The organism is Brevibacterium linens (assembly GCF_003999335.1).
Lineage (GTDB): Bacteria > Actinomycetota > Actinomycetes > Actinomycetales > Brevibacteriaceae > Brevibacterium > Brevibacterium linens.
In genome coordinates this window covers 3,224,085-3,241,121 of the sequence record NZ_CP026734.1, presented here as the reverse complement: position 1 = coordinate 3,241,121, position 17,037 = coordinate 3,224,085, and the positions used below count along the sequence as shown (strand labels likewise).

The 17,037-nt window shown below is 66.4% G+C and carries 16 protein-coding genes; 10 read left to right on the top strand and 6 right to left on the bottom strand.

Translation table 11 applies throughout. The annotated features are described in order from the left end of the window. Nucleotides 1–273: 273 nt before the first annotated feature. Complete coding sequence (gene pepN, locus CXR29_RS17735) at nt 274–3,540, bottom strand: aminopeptidase N (RefSeq protein ID WP_241241477.1); 3,267 nt, start codon at nt 3,538–3,540, stop codon at nt 274–276. An 85-nt stretch (nt 3,541–3,625) separates the two neighbouring features. On the opposite strand from pepN, the gene CXR29_RS14655 reads away from it, so the two are divergent. Next, nucleotides 3,626–4,774: an FUSC family protein gene (locus tag CXR29_RS14655; RefSeq protein WP_101554650.1), complete on the top strand. Its 1,149-nt coding sequence runs from the start codon at nt 3,626–3,628 to the stop codon at nt 4,772–4,774. A gap of 156 nt (nt 4,775–4,930) precedes the next feature. Here the strand turns inward: CXR29_RS14655 and CXR29_RS14650 are convergent, their stop codons facing one another. After that, a complete protein-coding gene (locus tag CXR29_RS14650) occupies nt 4,931–5,584 on the bottom strand; it encodes a helix-turn-helix domain-containing protein (RefSeq protein WP_127364933.1) in 654 nt (217 codons plus the stop codon). Nucleotides 5,585–5,650: 66 nt separating this feature from the next. Between CXR29_RS14650 and CXR29_RS14645 the strand changes: the two genes are divergently transcribed. The 6 genes from CXR29_RS14645 to CXR29_RS14620 all read left to right on the top strand — a co-directional run bounded on the left by CXR29_RS14645 (nt 5,651) and on the right by CXR29_RS14620 (nt 10,426). Beyond that, on the top strand, nt 5,651–6,502 hold the full coding sequence (locus CXR29_RS14645; RefSeq protein ID WP_127364932.1) for an AzlC family ABC transporter permease: 852 nt from the start codon (nt 5,651–5,653) through the stop codon (nt 6,500–6,502). Next, nucleotides 6,499–6,975 carry an AzlD domain-containing protein gene (locus CXR29_RS14640; RefSeq protein ID WP_127364931.1) on the top strand — a complete coding sequence of 159 codons (477 nt, stop codon included), beginning with the start codon at nt 6,499–6,501 and terminating at the stop codon, nt 6,973–6,975. The genes CXR29_RS14645 and CXR29_RS14640 overlap by 4 nt, the downstream gene beginning before the upstream one ends. A 193-nt stretch (nt 6,976–7,168) precedes the next feature. Next, nucleotides 7,169–7,480 (top strand): DUF2516 family protein, encoded by a 312-nt coding sequence (locus CXR29_RS14635; RefSeq protein WP_101554646.1) that lies wholly within the window; start codon nt 7,169–7,171, stop codon nt 7,478–7,480. A gap of 73 nt (nt 7,481–7,553) precedes the next feature. Continuing rightward, nucleotides 7,554–8,363: an alpha/beta fold hydrolase gene (locus CXR29_RS14630; RefSeq protein ID WP_127364930.1), complete on the top strand. Its 810-nt coding sequence runs from the start codon at nt 7,554–7,556 to the stop codon at nt 8,361–8,363. 102 nt (nt 8,364–8,465) lie between these two features. Next, nucleotides 8,466–9,800: a glycosyltransferase gene (locus CXR29_RS14625; protein WP_241241476.1), complete on the top strand. Its 1,335-nt coding sequence runs from the start codon at nt 8,466–8,468 to the stop codon at nt 9,798–9,800. 50 nt (nt 9,801–9,850) lie between these two features. After that, nucleotides 9,851–10,426 carry a YbjN domain-containing protein gene (locus CXR29_RS14620; RefSeq protein ID WP_127364929.1) on the top strand — a complete coding sequence of 192 codons (576 nt, stop codon included), beginning with the start codon at nt 9,851–9,853 and terminating at the stop codon, nt 10,424–10,426. 27 nt (nt 10,427–10,453) lie between these two features. Here the strand turns inward: CXR29_RS14620 and CXR29_RS14615 are convergent, their stop codons facing one another. Continuing rightward, complete coding sequence (locus CXR29_RS14615) at nt 10,454–11,089, bottom strand: GNAT family N-acetyltransferase (protein WP_127364928.1); 636 nt, start codon at nt 11,087–11,089, stop codon at nt 10,454–10,456. Then, nucleotides 11,086–12,129, bottom strand: coding sequence for a bile acid:sodium symporter family protein (locus CXR29_RS14610; RefSeq protein WP_241241475.1), 1,044 nt, complete (start codon nt 12,127–12,129; stop codon nt 11,086–11,088). Before CXR29_RS14610 ends, CXR29_RS14615 begins: the two co-directional genes overlap by 4 nt. Nucleotides 12,130–12,332: 203 nt before the next feature. Here CXR29_RS14610 and CXR29_RS14605 point away from each other — a divergent pair, with 203 nt between their 5' ends. Further along, entirely contained in the window at nt 12,333–13,076 is a 744-nt protein-coding gene (locus tag CXR29_RS14605; RefSeq protein ID WP_062241266.1) for a phosphoglyceromutase, read from the top strand. A gap of 108 nt (nt 13,077–13,184) precedes the next feature. Here CXR29_RS14605 and phoU read toward each other — a convergent pair whose 3' ends face one another. Further along, entirely contained in the window at nt 13,185–13,847 is a 663-nt protein-coding gene (phoU, locus tag CXR29_RS14600; protein ID WP_127364927.1) for a phosphate signaling complex protein PhoU, read from the bottom strand. Between the two features lie 267 nt (nt 13,848–14,114). On the opposite strand from phoU, the gene CXR29_RS14595 reads away from it, so the two are divergent. Together CXR29_RS14595 and CXR29_RS14590 are read left to right on the top strand one after the other, a co-directional pair. After that, complete coding sequence (locus CXR29_RS14595; protein ID WP_240812079.1) at nt 14,115–15,527, top strand: sensor histidine kinase; 1,413 nt, start codon at nt 14,115–14,117, stop codon at nt 15,525–15,527. Further along, a complete protein-coding gene (locus tag CXR29_RS14590; protein WP_025779031.1) occupies nt 15,524–16,207 on the top strand; it encodes a response regulator transcription factor in 684 nt (227 codons plus the stop codon). Before CXR29_RS14595 ends, CXR29_RS14590 begins: the two co-directional genes overlap by 4 nt. 150 nt (nt 16,208–16,357) lie before the next feature. On the opposite strand, the gene CXR29_RS14585 is transcribed toward CXR29_RS14590, so the two are convergent. Continuing rightward, the gene (locus tag CXR29_RS14585) at nt 16,358–16,921 is read right to left on the bottom strand and encodes a hypothetical protein (RefSeq protein ID WP_127364926.1); all 564 of its coding nucleotides are present in this window, start codon (nt 16,919–16,921) and stop codon (nt 16,358–16,360) included. Between the last annotated feature and the right edge of the window lie 116 nt (nt 16,922–17,037).

Here is a 17,037-nt window from a genome sequence, read left to right as displayed (position 1 = left end):
CAGGAAGGGCGCCGGCCATCAGCGATTTCAAGTGAACCCTAGCTGGGGAGCCCCGCCAGGGGAGTGGCGCTAACCGAGGCCGGTATCGAACAGAGTTGACCGGGACGACCGTCGGCTCGGTTTCACCGGTACTCGCCCGCCGAGGCGGCTGCGGAGCTGATTCGCCCAAGGTCCCCTCGCCGAGGCGGCTGTTGAGCTGATTCGCCCCAGCCCCCTCGCCGAGGCGCCTGTTGAGCTGATTCGCCCCAGCCCCCTCGCCGAGGCGCCTGCCGGTCAGTGTCGCGAACTCTGAGTCGATTTCAGGAAGATGGCACGGGCCAGATCATCCCGACGTTCGATGACCAGGCGGCGCAGGGCCGCGGGCGCATCGACGTTGGCGGCCAACCACGTGTCGGTCTTCTCCACCACAGCTTCCTCGTCGACTGACCAGCGGGGATAGAGGCCGAGCACCAGGCGACGGGCGATCTCGATCGAATTGTCCATCCAGAACCCGAGCAGACCATCGAAGTACTCATCGACATACTCCTCGATGAGCGGCATCGCACTCGGCGCGATGAACCCGGAGATGATCGCCGACAGCACATCGTTGCTCAGCGCGCCCGCCTCGCGGATCGCCTCCCACGCACGGATCTTGACGATCGGCAGAGGCAGAGCCGCACTGGCCGTCTCGGCGTGGAGCCGACCCGAAGAGCTGGGATCCGAATGATTCTCCCGTGCGATATCCGTCTGGTCGGCCCACCCGAGGCACACGAGCGCCGTCAGCGCATTCCACCGCAGCGCATGATCATTGATGAGGCCGCGGAACGGCAGCGTCGCAGTCGAATGCTCGGCACCTCGGCCCGAGCGGGCATCGCCGGACGCTTCGACCGACTGTCCCGCCGCGCCAGCCTGATCCGCCGCGCCGGCTTGATCCACTGCGCCGGCCTGATCTGTCGTACCAGCCTGACCGGCAGCATCGACTCGCCCGGACTGCCCGGGAGCTCCGGCATACATCCGGTCGACCTCCCCGCCGACGGGCACCGCAAGGATCTGACTGGCGAATCCACGCCCCATGGCCACCGCGGAACTGCCCGCCGCGCATCGCGCCGTCCGCGAGGTCAGCGCCAACACCAGATTGGCCAGATGCAGCTGCGCATCCGACCCGGCCTTCGCCGCAGCCAGCGCATCCAGTGCCGCTCCCAACAGCCCCGTGATCGCGGCATCGAAATTCCGGTCCGCCACCCACTGATCGATGCAGGTCAGAGCGGTCTGGCTGAGTCCCGCCATGATCCCTGCGTGGCTCTCCTTGCCCAGGCTGCGGGCATAGGCAGTGAGGTACTTCTGGACCGGCATGAGCCCATCGCGGACCGCATTGTCCAACGCCGACCACACCAGGGCCCGCGACAGCGGGTCCGTGATCCGCGACGCCGAGGTGACCGCCGCCTCCGTCGATTCCGGATCCAGGCGCACCCGCGCATAGTCCAGATCGTTGTAGTTGAGCAGAGTGATCAGGCCGGCCCTGCGGCCGATCAGCTGCTCGACGTCGGCAGACTCGGTTGAGAACTCGAAACGGAAGGAATCGAGGGGCACGATCTCCCGCCCCGACCGCCCGAGCGTGGCGATCTCGATCGTGTGCGGCCGCAGCAGAGACGCGCCCTCGGCCGAATCGGCCTGAGTGATCGTGGCGCCCGTGACCTTCTCCGACCCGGACCGTCGCCGAGGCGGCTGAACACTGCCGCTTGCCCTGGACCCGGCCGCGTGCGCAGCTCCGCTTGCCCCGGACCCGGCCGCGGACGCGGCTCCGGTCGCACCGTCGACGCTGTCGTCGACCGCATCGGGACTGCGCAGCCGAGCTCCAGAACTCGAAGCCACGAGTCTCCCGCCTCCAGCGCCCCGCGAAGCGGCAACGGAATCCGTCGGTGCTCCGCAGCTGGCGAATCCAGCCGACCCGGCCGTTCCAGCCGACCCGGCCGTTCCAGCCGCCCCGGCCGTTCCAGCCGACCCGACCGCTCCAGCCGACCCGACCGCTCCAGCCGACCCGGCCGAACCCGCAGACGCACCATCCGAAGGCCCAGCCGCACCATCCGAGGTGGTCAGCTGCAGGGACAGCTCCGAGACTCCGGACGTCCCCAACCACGCGGCCGCCCACTTCGCGATGTCCCGGTCGGGAGCCGCCTCGGCGAGGCATTCGAGGAAATCCGCGAGCTCGGTGTTGCCGTACTCGAACCGTCTGAAATACAGCCGCGACCCGGCGAAGAACGCCTCCCGGCCGACGAACGCGACGAGCTGCTTGAGCACGGACGCGCCCTTGGCATAGGTGATGCCGTCGAAATTGAGCTTCGCGGCCTCGACATCGGGGATGTCAGCGACGATCGGATGCGTCGTCGGATACAGATCCTGTGTGTACGCCCACGCCTTGCGCCGCAGCGCGAAGGTCACCCAGCCATCGGTGAACCGGGTCGCCTCGGCCAGCGCGAGCCCACCCATGAAATCGGCGAACGACTCCTTGAGCCACAGATCATCCCACCACTTCATCGTGACGAGATCGCCGAACCACATATGCGCCATCTCGTGCAGGATGACATTGGCACGTGACTCGTAGTTCGCGTCCGTGACCTTGTCGCGGAAGATCAGATTGTCCGTGAACGTGACCAGACCGGGGTTCTCCATCGCGCCGAGGTTGTACTCGGGGACGAAGATCTGATCGTACTTGCCCCACGGGTAGGGGTAGTCGAATTCGGAGGTGAAGAAATCGAGCCCGGCCTTCGTGACGCCGAAGATATCGTCCGCGTCGAGGTGATCGACGAGGCTCGCCCGCGTCCATGCGCCCAGCTGCACGGTCTGTCCGGTGCGCGGGTCCGTCCACTCATCCGTCGCCCCTTCGTATGGGCCCGCGGTGATGCAGGTGATATAGCTCGACTGCTTGAGCGTCGGTTCGAAGTGATGGGTGATCACGCCCGGTGCGCCGGATCCGGCCGACGTCGCGAAGTCGGATCCGTTCGCGGCCTCGGATCCGTTCGCCGAGGCGGCCCCCGCCGCTGCCTCGGCCGGTTCCGTCCTCGCTTCGGCCCGGTTCGACAGGACCTGGAAATGCGCGGGAGCCGTGACCGCGAAGACGAACTCCGCCTTGAGGTCGGGCTGGTCGAAGTTCGCGAACACGCGACGGGCGTCGGTGGGTTCGTACTGCGTATAGAGGTAGGTCTTGCCGTCGGCAGGATCGGTGAACCTGTGCAGTCCCTCGCCCGAGGTGGAATAGCGTGCCTGCGCTTCGACCGTCAGAGAATTGCGGCCGGCGCGGACGGGGAACGTGACCCGGGCGCCGTCGAACACCTCGGCAGGGGAGAGGCTCTCACCATTGATCAGAACGGAGGTCACGGAGTCGGCGATGAGGTCGATGAATGTCGAATCGACGAAGCGAGCGGAGAAGTCGACGACAGTGCGAGACAGGTACGTGTCGGCATCGGTTTCGGCGTTGCTGACGTCGATATGGACTGAGTAGGAATCGACCTCGAGCAGCTGTGTTCGACTCTGCGCTTCGCTTCGGGTGAGATTCGTTGTCATTCGTTAGCCTCCTCGGCGGACAGACTTTAGCATGCCACATTTCCGGTATTCTGAGTACAGCACCAGCAAGCGGCAGAGGGGACTGATGGCGGACAAACGGGTCAGCGAACTGCCTCGGCGAGGGTTCAACGTCGTCGCCCACCGCCTGCGCTTAGGACTCAAGCGGGTGTGGGTGAACTCCGGTCAACTGATCCAGATCCCCATCGCCGCGACCGCCGCCTACGCTTTCTGCGTCTACGTGCTCGGCCACCCGTATCCGTTCCTCGCTGCGGTCGCCTCTGCCGTCGGCATCGGCCCCGTCGCTGACCGTCGTCTGCGCCGGGCGATGGAAATCGGCATGGGTGCGACCTTCGGGGTGCTCGTGGGCGAGATACTCGTCAACCTCTTCGGCTCCGGCATCTGGCAGCTCGCCCTGACCCTGATCGTCGGCCTGGTCATCGGCACGATCCTCAACTCCGGCGGCATCTTCATCACGCAGATCGCCGTCCAATCCGTCTACGTCGTCGTAGTCCCGGCCACCGCCACCACCATGCCGTTCCCGCGCACTCTCGACGCTCTCACCGGGTCCGTCTGCGCGATTCTGCTGGCCCTGCTCATCCCGCGCGACGCTCGCAAGGTCCCGCGGCGCCTGGCCGCAGACATGCTCGAGGAGGTCGACGCCGTCCTCAGGATGATGAAACGAGCCCTGCGCGAAGCCGATGTGACGATGGCCGGCCGAGCCCTCGAGCGCGCTCGCGAAACCCAGGACATCATCGACTCCTGGGGCTCATCCCTGCGGATCTCCCGTGAAGCCGCGAAGATCAACGCACGTGCCCGCCGGCATGCGGCCGAAGTCACCCGCCTGTCACGTGCCCACACCTTCTCCGACCGCGCGATGCGGACCATGCGAGTCATCGCCCGCCGCGTCGTCGGCATCACCGAGCTCGGCGTCGCCAAACCCGTCATCGCCGACTATGTCGGATCCTTGGCCGATGGTGCGAAGAAGCTCGAGATCGCTCTGCGCCGCGGCACCGACCGTTCCCTCGCCGAGGCGGCCCTGTCCGAAGCGGCGGGGGCTCTGGATCCGCGGGCGAAACCCGATTGGGACATCCACGACGAGTCGATGGTCCTGCTCCTGCGCACAGTCGCCGTCGACCTGCTGCAGGCCGCAGGGCTGACACGCGAGGAGGCACAGTCGCGGCTTCCGCCGCTGGCGGAGAACGCCGAAGACGATGACGGTCCGGTCGTTGAATAGTCTGTGATACCGCTGTCGATCTGCGGATAGTGCGCTTAAAGCGCTGGGCGTCGCGCGTTGTGTGGGCCCACTCTGCCGGCCGTGCGCCGAACGGGGCGGAGCTCGAATGGGGTCCGCGACTGACAGGCCGTGCTACGAATGGGCTTTGAGGTGCGGTCAGCTGCTTTCGACGACGAAGACGGCGTTCGTGCCCGGCGCCAGAGCCGTGAATCGATGGGGCTGATCGCCCGGGTGAGTGAGGTAGTCGCCGACCCCTAAGTCATAGGACTTCCCGAGGACCTCGATGCGTGCGGACCCGCGGCCGAGGATGACATGTTCGATCGTGCCCTGGGGATGCGGCTGAGATTCGCGCGGCTCGCCCGGTTCGGCCTGGATGAAGTAGACATCGCGACGGGCATTCGTCGGCGACGGTGAGAGCAGGGTGGCCACATAGTTCGCGGTCGTCGACGGCAGGCTGGGCATATCGCCGACGTGCTGCAGCGCCACCTCATGCGGGGGAGGGTCGAGCAGGCGAGCGAGAGGGATATTGAGCGCAGCGGCCAGTGCCCACATCGTCTCCAGGCTCGGATTGCCGCTTCCCGTCTCGAGTCCGGACAACGTCGACTTCCCGATTCTTGCCCTTCTGGCGACTTCGGACAAAGAGAGTCCGGCACGCAGCCGTTCGCGTTTCAAGGCCGCAGCGATCTGCTGACTCGGCGAGAGCCCGGTGCCGGCAACAGGGGCGGAAGCGGGGTCGGAATCTGAGGCGGAAGCGGGGTCGGCACTGCCGTGCGAGTCGTTCAGCGAATCATCGTTGCTTCGAGAAGTCATGGGTTCACTATAGCGCGTCGGTCGTTCGGGTTGACGAACGATTGCCGAGGGTGCACTGTATAGAACATGGGTTCATTATTTCGCACGATTGAGCGGAAGCCTCGCGTCGAGCGAGTTCTTGCCGGCTCGACCTATCGTGCGGTCGCCATCGTCACCATCACGATCATCGCAGTCGCGCTGTCGTACGGGGCGATCTCCGCGGTCTCCGGTTTCGCCTGGTGGCAGACGCTGCTGCTGGCGATGTTCGCTCTCGGCGGTGCCGCCGAGTTCACCTTCGTCGGCGTCATCACAGCCGGCGGTGCCCCGATTCTCGCGGTGCTCGCGGGGCTCCTCGTCAATTCCCGGAACTTCGCCTTCGGCGTTGCCGTCGGCCCCTTCTTCCCACAGGACTGGCGAGCTCTCATCGCCTCCCACTGGATCAACGACGAATCCACCGCGATCTCGCGCACCGGGCACAACGATCGCGCGAAATGGCATGCGTTCCTGCTCATGGGAGCCGCAATCGCCATCATGTGGCCCGGCGGCGCCATGGTCGGACAGTGGCTGGGCAATGTCATCAACGCGGACCTGCTCGGACTCGACGCGGCCTTCCCCATCATCCTCTTCTGCCTCATCCGCGGGGATCTGAAGAACAAGGTCACGCTCTCGCTGACCGCCATCGGAATCCTCATCGCCGTGGGGCTGACCCCGCTGCTGCCGCTCGGGCTGGGGGCAGTGACCTCGCTGTCCGTGTTCGTCTTCGTCGCCGCTGGCTGGGCCGTGCGCTCATTCATCCGCCGCCGCTCCGGAGACAACGGTGCCGAACTGCACGGTGTCGATCAGCGCAGTGCCGATCAGGGCGATGCTGAACTGCCCGGTGCCGAACAGCGCAGTGACGACCGAACGCAATCCGCGACTCGAGAGGAGGGGCACCGATGAGCGCAGTCAGCTTTCTCATCGCCCTGGCCGGGCTGAGTCTCGGAACCTATCTCATGCGCTTCGCCGGAGTGAAGGTGGGAGCGGCGATCGCTGTGAGGGGTCGTCGACGTACTCCGTCGACCGCCTCGGTGGGGGCCGGATCTTCCGAGCATGGAGAATCCTCGGCGTCCGTCCAGTCCGTCCCGTCTGGCGAATCCTCCGCACTCGCCCAGACTTCCGCACCCGGCGAGTCCTCGGACTCAGCCGACTCGACCGAACGCGTGACGATATGGATGGACCGAGCCACGGTCGTGCTCATCGGTGCCGTCTTCGCCACGACCGCGGTCTTCGACGGCAAGGACATCGCGGATCCCGCCCGCCTCATCGGCGTCGGTGCCGGAGTGCTCGCCGCGATCCTGCGCGTGCCCATGCTGGTCGCCGTGGTCATCGGCATGGGCGTGTGTGCCCTCATCCGCACGACCGGGATCCTCTGAGCAGGGGCGGCGGCACCCGCTGACTGCGGTCGCGAGGAACCGAGCCGCCACCGCAAACGTGGGACGGCACCTGCCGACTGCGGCCTCGAGGCAGTGCCCACCCACTGTGAAAGCCGTGGGATGCGGGTGGGCAATTGCCGAGGATCTCCCGCCCGGAACTGCCCCGACAGCCCGAGATTGCTAGGCTGGGACCATGGAATACATCGCGGGCTTTCAGCGTCTCGTCTTTCTGGCACTGACGGTGGCCGCATTCATCGTCCAACTCTGGGCGTTCATCGACTGCCTCCGCTTCAAGGACGAGAACTACCGCGCCGTGGACAAACAGAGCAAGAAGTTCTGGGTCATCCTCCTCGGCGTCGGACTCGCGCTCGCCCTCATCGCCCTGCCGCCGATGGGTATGAGCATGATCTTCCTCAACATCATCGCCCTCGTCGCCGGCATCGTCTACCTCACCGACGTCCGACCGAAGGTCCGCGCCGTCGACCCGCGCTACCGCAACCGCTGACCGGCGTGACGCCGCAACAGCATTCGCGAACCCGATCGGCACGCGCCCAGCACACGCTGACTAGACTCGCCCTATGAGCACCGACCTCAACCTGCCGGGCCCCGAATCCGGCTATATCGCCACGTTCGGAACCGGCGACCCGCACACCCTCTTCGGCCACGGATTCGCCGGCGCGATCCGCGACACCCGCCCCTTCGGCACCGGCATCACCGGCACTCGCCACTTCCTCCACCTGCCCGGCCACGGCGGCCGACCCTCACCCGGCCCCGGGTGGACCTACCCGCAGATCGCCGAAGTGCTCGCCGACGCCGTGAGCACCACCTCGGCGAGCCGAGCACTGGGTGTGTCGATGTCCGCCGGCGGACTCCTCCACCTGCTCAGCATCGCCCACCCCGTGACCCGCGGCCTCGACAAGGTCGCCCTCGTCCTCCCCGCCTCCTTCACCGGATTCCCCGCCGAGGTGGCCGCCGCCAACCGCTGCTACCTGGAGAGACTGCGTCGCCTCGTCGCCGATGAGGACATCGACGGCATCGTCGAACTCATGCTCTCCCGCGAGCCCGCCGAGGTGGCCCAGATGATCCCCGTGCGGGCCTGGACGAAGGCGAAGGCCGAGAACCTCGTCCGCACCGACATGTCCGACGGGCTCGGACTCGCCCTCGAGAACGCCGTCGCGGACACCGAGTCCGCCGCCGAGAATCTGCGTACCTTCCCCGGCGACGTCCTCGTGCTCACACACGAAGACGACCCGGCGCACCCGGTCGCCGTCGCCGAGGACATCCACCGTGCGATTCCGACCTCCCGTCTCGAAGTGCTCCCCGCAGGATCGATCCTGTGGCGCGGACGACACGACGTGCGCCGCATCCTCGGCACCTTCTTCGATTAGACGTTGACTTCGGTGAGGGGCCGGCTTCGGTGAGGGACCGGCTTCGATGAAGAGCCGGCTTCGACTGGTCACCCGACTGAGGTCGTTGGCTAGACTGTCTCCGTGCGCATCTCCGTCCTCTCCCTCCACACCTCGCCCGTCGCCCAACCCGGCCAGGGCGACGCCGGAGGGATGAACGTCTATGTCGACCAATCCGTGCGCGCGCTCGCCGCGGCCGGACACCGAGTCGACGTATTCACCGCCGACCCCGGCGGGCTCGACGGCACGGGAGCCGGCGCGGGCACGACGCTGGAGATCACCGAATCCATCACCCTCCACCACCTGCCGGTCGGCGCTGCGACGAAAGACGAACTCGCCGACGCGATCGACGAACTCGCCGAACTGCTCACGGTCCATCCCGACTTCTGCGCCGCCGATCTCATCTGGACCCACTATTGGATCTCCGCCGAGGCGGCCCTGCGCGCCCGTGACATCGCCGACAACACCGACGCCGACCCCGAGTCCGCCGGCGCGCTGGGGCCGGGCAGAGCAGTGCGGGCGCCGATCGCGGTGAGCATGCACACGATCGGTGCCGTGAAGAACCGCGATTCGGAGACCAGCCACGAACGGCCCCAGCGACTCGACGCCGAAGGACGCATCGCCGCGCAGGCCGACCTGCTCGTCGCGGCCACCCCTGCCGAACGCCGCGACCTCGTCACCGAACTCCACGCCGATCCCGACTCGGTCGTCGTCGCCCGGCCAGGGGTCGACCATGCCCTCTACACACCGGGCGCTCAGGCGGACGCGCGCGAGCGTCTGGGATTCGCCGCGAACGAGGCGATCGTCCTCTACGTCGGGCGGATGCAGTTCATCAAGGGCACGGACGTCGCCGTCGACGCCTTGGCCGAACTGCGGGAACGCAACCCCCACCTGGCTTCTCGAACCCGGGGAATCCTCCTCGGCGCCGCCTCGGGGGCAGGTGTCGAAGCAGGCGGAGGAGCGGTCCGCCCCTCCTCGGCGTATCTGCGGGAGCTGACCGCGGCGATCGGGAACGAACCCAGCGTCGAGGTCCGCCCGCCCGTTCCCTCCCGCATCCTCGTCGACTACTACCGGGCCGCGGACGTGCTCATCGTCCCCTCCCGCAGCGAATCCTTCGGACTCGTGGCCGCCGAGGCAGCCGCTTCGGGGCTGCCGGCGATCGCCTCGGCGGTGGGCGGACTCCCGGAGATCGTCGAACACGGGCATTCGGGACTGCTCATCGCCGATCACAACCCCCACCACTGGGCGACGGCGATCGAAACCCTGCTCGAGGACACGCAGCTGCGGACGGAACTCGCCGGCCACGCCGTCGACCGTGCCGAACGTTTCGATTGGGCTCGGACCGTCGCCGCCGTCCTCGACGCCGTGCCGGATATCTCCGGCGCATCATCTCGGAAGTCGGACGCGCTGGGAGCTTGAGGGACTAGAGTCGGCGGTGAGCACGAGAGCCGAGCGAAGGGCGTGAGAGCATGAGCACCGACACCGAGGCGATCTTGACCGGAGTGCGCACCTGGGCCGAGAACAACGAGGTCCCCGTGGACTCGATCGAGGACACGGAGATCGTCGTCACCCTGCCGGGGGAGAAGAAGCTCAAGACGAACGTGGCGATCAGCGTCTTCGCTCGCACCGCCCATCTGCAGGCCTTCGTCATCCGTCATCCCGATGAGAACTCGGCCGAATTCAATCGGTGGCTGCTGCAGAAGAACCTCCGGCCCGGGCCGGTGTCGTTTGCGATCGACAGCCTCGGCGATGTCTATCTGCGGGCGAGCGTGCCACGCGAGCATCTGCTCGATGAGCTCGACGGGCTGCTCGGTGCCATGCTCGCCACGGCGGATTCCTCGTTCAACGAGCTCCTCCTCATCGGTTTCCTCACAGGGATGAAGAAGGAATGGGCCTGGAGGGTCGGTCGGGGTGAGTCGACGCGCAACCTTGCGGCCTTCGAGAAGGTGCTCAGCGGGGAGGACAACGAATTCATCGGCACCTTCGGCGACGCCGATCCCGAGCCTCCGGCGGTGTCGGCCGATCGGGAGAGTAAGGGAGAGTAAGGGCCCGAGCTCATGAGTGCGGCGAACTCAGCCGAGCGGGCGCTTCAGTCCCTCATGGCTGGCGACATAGCCGAGCCGGTCATAGAAGCGCTGCGCGTCGGTGCGTGACTTGTCGGTTGTGAGTTGAGCGAGTCCGGCACCGACGCGACGTCCGCATTCGTGAGCCCACTCGAACACCGCTGTCCCGAGCCCCACTCCCTGAGCCGCGGCACCGATGCGCACCGCTTCGATCTGAAGACGGAGAGTGCCTTGGCGTGACAGGCTGGGCAGCAGACTCAGCTGCAGGGTGCCGACGACGGTCGAGCCGACGTGGTCCTGAACCGCGGCTTCGGTGACGGCGACGAGGAGTTGGTTGGGATCGGCATCGATGAGTGCGAAGGCACGAGCATAGGGGTCTGCCTCCTCGGCGCCGGGGGAGGCAGATGCGGAACCGGACGCGGCTGCCGCACGGCCGACCGCAGCGGCGGCGGTCTCGCGGGCAGCTCCGGTCTCGCGGGCAGCCCCGAGGACGTCATCGCGCAGCAGTGCGACAAGCGCCGGCACATCGGCCTCGGTGGCGCGGCGGATGATGAACGTCCGGCCGGCCGACACCAGGGTCTCCGGGGAGAAGCCCCCGAACCCTCGGCCCGACCGGCCCCCGTGCGCGGCCGCCTCGGCGGTCATCGGCCTGTGGTCTCAGCCGATGACGCACTCGCGGCTGCAGGATCATGGTCGGGCGCATCGACCGGTGGCTTGCCGTAGGGGCGACGAGCGAAGAGGGAGGCGACCACGGCGCCGGAGACGTTGTGCCACACGCTGAAGACCGCCCCGGGCAGTGCGGCGAGCGGCGAGAAGTACGTGGTGGCCAACGTCGAGGCGAGACCGGAGTTCTGGAGTCCGACTTCGAAGGACAGCGCACGTCGCGTCGGGGTGTCGAGACGGCAGGCCGTGGCCACACCGTAGCCGATGCCCAGTCCGAGCAGATTGTGTGTGACGACGGCCAGCAGAACGAGCACACCGGCTGTGGCGATCGAACCCGCCGAGCCGGCCACGACGATCGCGACGATGTAGGCGATGGCGATCGAGGCGAGCCATGGCAGCACGGGCGAGATCGTGTCGACGAACTTCGACGCGAACACTCGGACGAGGACGCCGACGATGACCGGCACGAGCACGGTCTGGCAGATCGAGACGAACATCGACCAGAAGGGCACATCCATATACGAACCCGCCAGCCACAGGGTCAGCAGCGGGGTGAGCACGGGAGCGCACAGCGTCGACAGGGTCGTGATCGACACCGACAGTGCCGTGTCGCCCTTCGCCAGATAGGTCACGACATTCGAGGCGGTGCCGCCGGGCGCGCAGCCGACGAGGATGACACCGACGGCGATCTCGGGAGGAAGCGAATACACGGTCACGACGAGGAGACCGAGCAGCGGCATCACCACGAACTGTGTGGCGACGCCGAGCGCCGCAATCCACGGACGCTTCGCGATGCGGGCGAAGTCGGGCAGCGTCAGGGTCAGCCCCATGAGGAACATGACCACGCCGAGCGCCCACGTGATCGACGGGGCCAGAGGCGTGAAGGCATCGGGCAGCAGGAATCCGAGCACCCCCGCAATGACGACGAGGACCGGCAGAGCCGTGACAGCGATGATCGAACTGCGGTCGGCGGCGGGAGCGGCAGTGCCCCCGGAAGCCTGGTGTGCTGGCGTGTGTGACATGGTTACAGACTATTCCGCTCATATTGTCATGCGAGACACATGCCCAGACATTGAGACCCTGTCTGCGGCCTGACGGACCCTGTCAGCGGGGAGACATGACCTTGTGTGCGGCCGGACAGCGAAGACTGTGTCTGCGGGGAGAGGGCCGCCGGCGACGACGGTCGCCGGCGCCCCCATCGGAGCGGTCGTGTCAAAATGGAGCCATGACGTATAACCTGATCCTGCTGCGCCACGGCGAAAGCGAATGGAACCAGAAGAATCTGTTCACCGGATGGGTCGACGTGACCCTGACCGACAAAGGCCGTGCCGAAGGCAAACGCGCCGGCGAGCTGCTGCGCGAGAAGAACCTCATCCCCGATGTCGTCTATACCTCGCGGCTCAAGCGCGCGATCCTGACTGCGAACATCGCGCTCGAAGCCGCCGACCTGTCATGGCTCGACGTCCACCGCAGCTGGCGGCTCAACGAACGCCACTACGGCGCACTGCAGGGCAAGAACAAGAAAGAGATCCGCGACGAGTTCGGCGAAGAGCAGTTCATGACCTGGCGCCGCTCCTTCGACACCCCGCCGCCGGCACTGGCCGACAGCTCGGAATTCTCGCAGGCCGGTGAAGCCCGCTACGCCAACCTCGGCGATGCGCTGCCCCGCACCGAATGCCTCGCCGACGTCATCGACCGCCTCCTGCCGTACTGGTACGACACCCTCGTGCCCGAACTCACCGTCGGCAAGACCGTGCTCGTGGCCGCCCACGGCAACTCGCTGCGCGCACTGGTCAAGCACCTCGACGGGATCTCCGATGCCGACATCACGGGGTTGAATATCCCCACCGGCATTCCGCTGCACTACGAACTCACCGAGGATTTCACTCCGGTCACCCCCGGCGGCACGTACCTCGACGCCGAGGCGGCCGCGGCGGCGATCGGCCAAGTCGCCAACCAGGGACGCTGAGCCGGACACAGTCGCTGAGCCGGACACAGACGACGATCGCCGAGGTGGAAGAACCACCTCGGCGATCGCCGTCTGTGCGCGCGTGCGTGAGTCCGTACGACGCGGGCCTCACTTCTTCGACAGGTAGGGCTCCCAATTGCCGGTGAGCAGGTACTCGACCTTCTGCGACACGGACACCGCGTGATCACCGAAGCGCTCGTAGTAGCGCGAGAGCAGGGTGACATCGGCGATATGGCGGGGAGCCAGCGAACCGGCCGGAGCCTCGCCGAGCTTCCCGAACACGCTCAGGTGGAGTTCGTCGAGCTCCTCGTCGATGGCGTTGATCGTGGGCACATCGGACAGGCCGGGGTTCGAGAGCAGGCTCTGCGTCGCCTCGGCGATCTTGTCACCGGATTCGCCCATCCGCGAGAACACGGATTCGAAGCCTTCGGGGATCGCGGACTCCGGATAGCGGATGCGCACCTGCTGGGCGATGTGACGGGCGAGGTCGCCCATGCGCTCGAGCGATGCCGACATCCGCAGCGAGCCGATGACGGCGCGCAGATCCGCAGCCACCGGAGCCTGCAGGGCAAGCATCTCGGCGGCCTGCTGATCGAGGGTGAACTGCATGTTGTCGATGACGGAGTCGGCCTCAATGACCTGCTCGGCCAGCTCGAGATCATTCGAATGCAGCGCCTGATTGGCCACGCGGATGGCGTCGAGGACCTTGGTGGACATGCCGACCAGCTGGGTGGCCAGATCATCCAATTCGTTTCTGAAGACTTCGCGCATGAACTGCGGTTCCCTAACTCTTGATCGTGACAATCGGGAGTGACTGTCGGCGGTGCTTGGCGTCCTGAGGGGTGCCTGCGATTCCGGTCCGCACCCTCAGCGGGGGAAAGCAGAGGGCAGGAACGACGGGGAACGCAGGCACACAGACGTCAGCATCGCATGATCGAGTGAACTACTCCAGACGAGAAGGTGAATTCCTCGGCAAATACTGCCAGCAGAAGTGAATTCGGTGCGCCGGGACGATGGACAACGCCTAAGCTTGAGACTGTGGATCTGTTAGTCGTGGCGGTCCTGACCGGCGTCGTCGGCCTGGGCCTGGGTATAGCCGGAATTCTTGCGTTCCGATTCAGCGAACGCTCCCGCGATGCTGCCGATCTGCATTCCGAGGACGACCTGCCCGAGGGCATCGCCGAAGTTCTGGCCGTCCTGCCCTCGGCCGCCATCGTCATCGACGCCGGTGACGATGTCGTCAAAGCCTCCCCTGCCGCGTACACGTTCGGCCTGGTCAGAGGCCACTCGCTCGCCTCGCCCGAGATGCTGCGGGTCGTCGGCCGCGTCCGTGCCCGCGGTCTCATCGAAGAGATCGACCTCGAGCAGACACGGGAGAACTCCGATTCCGTGCTCCGCTACCTCCACGCCCGCGTCGCCCCCTTGGGCACCTCCTTCGTCCTCGTCCTCTGCGACGATCAGACCGAATCCAAACGCGTCGACGCCGTCCGCCGCGACTTCGTCGCCAATGTGTCCCATGAACTCAAGACGCCGATCGGTGCGATGGCTCTGCTCGCCGAGGCTGTCACCGACTTCGCCGACGACCCCGCCGCAGTCGAGCGCTTCGGCGGGAGAATGCAGCGGGAGTCGAAGAGGTTGACCCAGCTGGTGCAGGAGATCATCGACCTCTCCCGCGTCCAGGACCACGCCGCTCCCGCGACGACCGACAAGATCTCCGTCGCCGAGGTGGTCGACGATGCCGCTGACCGTGCCCGGACCGGGGCGGAGGGCAAGAACATCCACATCGAGGTCTCCCCGCCGAGCGACCTGCTCATCGAAGGCAACTACGAACTGCTCGTCAATGCGGTGCGCAACCTCATCGACAATGCCGTGAACTACTCGCCGGAGGGCACTCGAGTCGGCGTCGGAGTCGACCTCGTCGACGAGCGCATCGAGATCGCCGTGACCGACCAGGGCATCGGCATGACCGCTCAGGACACCGAGCGCGTCTTCGAACGCTTCTACCGGGTCGACCCGGCTCGCTCCCGGATCACCGGAGGCACGGGGCTGGGCCTGAGCATCGTCAAGCACATCGTCGCCACCCATGGCGGTGAAGTGCGCGTGTGGAGCCGACTGAACAAGGGATCGACGTTCACGATCGTCCTCCCGTTGGCCGGAACCGCAGCCGATGCCGCCGCCACCGATTCGGCACCGGCAGGGGTGCTCATCGAACACTCCGCAGATTCGACCGGAGTCACGTCGGCAGGGGAGGACAGGACCGCCTCGGCGGACGACGACGGGAACGGTGCCGCCTCGGCGGAAGACGTTGGGCACGGCACCGCCGCCTCCGATGCGGACGACTCGGCCGACGACAACGGCAAGCCCGCCGGTGATAATGGAGACGGCGGGGCGACCGCCGACCCATCCAAGGATCTGACCGAAGAAAGCGAACAAAGGAAGCTCACAACGTGACTCGTATTCTGCTTGTCGAGGACGAAGATTCGTTCTCGGACCCGCTGTCGTACCTGCTCGGTAAGGAAGGGTACGAGGTGACGGTCGCCGATGACGGGCTCAAGGCTCTGGCGGAGTTCGACCGCACCGGCGCCGATCTGGTCCTGCTCGACCTCATGCTGCCCGGTGCTTCCGGCACCGAGGTGTGCCGCGAACTGCGGGCGAAATCCAATGTGCCGATCATCATGCTCACGGCCAAGGATTCGGAGATCGACAAGGTCGTAGGGCTCGAGCTCGGCGCCGATGACTATGTGACGAAGCCGTACTCCTCACGTGAGCTGCTGGCTCGTGTGCGGGCGGTGCTGCGACGCAATGTCGAGACCGAGGAGTTCGACGACGAGTCCGTGCTCGAAGCCGGGGGAGTGCGCATCGACGTCGAACGCCACGTCGTATCCGTGCGCGGTGAAGAGCAGTCCATGCCGCTCAAGGAGTTCGAGCTCCTTGAGATCCTCGTGCGCAACTCCGGCCGCGTGATGACCCGCGGTCAGCTCATCGACCGGATCTGGGGCGAGGACTACGTGGGCGATACGAAGACGCTCGACGTCCACGTCAAACGACTGCGCGCGAAGATCGAGGAGAACCCCTCGGAACCGCGCCTGCTCACCACGGTGCGCGGACTCGGGTACAAGTTCGAGGCCTGAGGGCGACTGCCGGCGCCGGCCGGAATCGCACGGTCGGTGAAGTCGGGACCGACGGGGCGGCGGTGAATGCGGAAGGAGCCGCTCACATGATGTGAGCGGCTCCTTCCGTGCTCTCGCGAGGGACTGGGTCCGGTGCGAGAGAAGGGCTGATCAGCCGTTGGCCGCTGCGGCTCCCTCTGCCGCACCGGCATCCTCGCTTGGCATGTCCGACGGGGACTCGGATGGCGACTCCGACGGAACGTACTCTTCGTAGTACGGCAGGGCGTCGGTGAGGAGCTGAGTCTCGATGACCTTCTCGTCGCTGCCGTTCTTGACGGTGACGTCGACGAGGTCGCCGGGCTCAGCCTTGAGGCTGTCGACGGTGACGACTTCCTTGGAGGAGGTCTCAGGGCTCTTCGGATCCTGGACGAAGGTGTCGCCTGCCTTGACCGACTCGCTCACCGTGGTGTCGCCGACCTCGATGGACACCTTGGCGGTGGAGTCGCCTTTGTTGATGAGGGTGAAGAACAGCTGAGCCGGGCCGGAGGCTTCCTGGTCCGTGATGAGCAGGAGCCCACGGACGTCGACGTCGCCGACGGAACCCGAGGCTCCGTCGCCGCCGTTGTAGTGGTATTCGGCGGTCTGATGGGGAGACAGCAGGCTTGCACATCCGCTGACGGGGATAACGAGAGCGAGTGCGGCAACGGCGAGAGCCGCGCGGTTGTGCCGTTTCATTATGCTCCTTGAAGTGGCAATACAAGATCAGTCTGTATACTACCCGGTTTTTGACCCGCTGTAGAACCGGGCGGTCGGAGTCGCAGAGGTTCTGAAGCGCCCGGGCGCGTCGCGGC

Excerpts from the sequence above, each read along its gene's own strand:
- CXR29_RS14630 (WP_127364930.1), top strand. The coding sequence starts at position 7,554 with ATGAGCACCGACCTCAACCTGCCGGGCCCCGAATCCGGCTATATCGCC.
- CXR29_RS14645 (WP_127364932.1), top strand. The coding sequence starts at position 5,651 with ATGGGTTCATTATTTCGCACGATTGAGCGGAAGCCTCGCGTCGAGCGA.
- CXR29_RS14655 (WP_101554650.1), top strand. The coding sequence starts at position 3,626 with ATGGCGGACAAACGGGTCAGCGAACTGCCTCGGCGAGGGTTCAACGTC.
- CXR29_RS14585 (WP_127364926.1), bottom strand. The coding sequence starts at position 16,921 with ATGAAACGGCACAACCGCGCGGCTCTCGCCGTTGCCGCACTCGCTCTC.
- CXR29_RS14610 (WP_241241475.1), bottom strand. The coding sequence starts at position 12,129 with ATGTCACACACGCCAGCACACCAGGCTTCCGGGGGCACTGCCGCTCCC.
- CXR29_RS14620 (WP_127364929.1), top strand. The coding sequence starts at position 9,851 with ATGAGCACCGACACCGAGGCGATCTTGACCGGAGTGCGCACCTGGGCC.
- CXR29_RS14615 (WP_127364928.1), bottom strand. The coding sequence starts at position 11,089 with ATGACCGCCGAGGCGGCCGCGCACGGGGGCCGGTCGGGCCGAGGGTTC.
- CXR29_RS14650 (WP_127364933.1), bottom strand. The coding sequence starts at position 5,584 with ATGACTTCTCGAAGCAACGATGATTCGCTGAACGACTCGCACGGCAGT.
- phoU (WP_127364927.1), bottom strand. The coding sequence starts at position 13,847 with ATGCGCGAAGTCTTCAGAAACGAATTGGATGATCTGGCCACCCAGCTG.
- CXR29_RS14635 (WP_101554646.1), top strand. The coding sequence starts at position 7,169 with ATGGAATACATCGCGGGCTTTCAGCGTCTCGTCTTTCTGGCACTGACG.
- pepN (WP_241241477.1), bottom strand. The coding sequence starts at position 3,540 with ATGACAACGAATCTCACCCGAAGCGAAGCGCAGAGTCGAACACAGCTG.
- CXR29_RS14640 (WP_127364931.1), top strand. The coding sequence starts at position 6,499 with ATGAGCGCAGTCAGCTTTCTCATCGCCCTGGCCGGGCTGAGTCTCGGA.
- CXR29_RS14605 (WP_062241266.1), top strand. The coding sequence starts at position 12,333 with ATGACGTATAACCTGATCCTGCTGCGCCACGGCGAAAGCGAATGGAAC.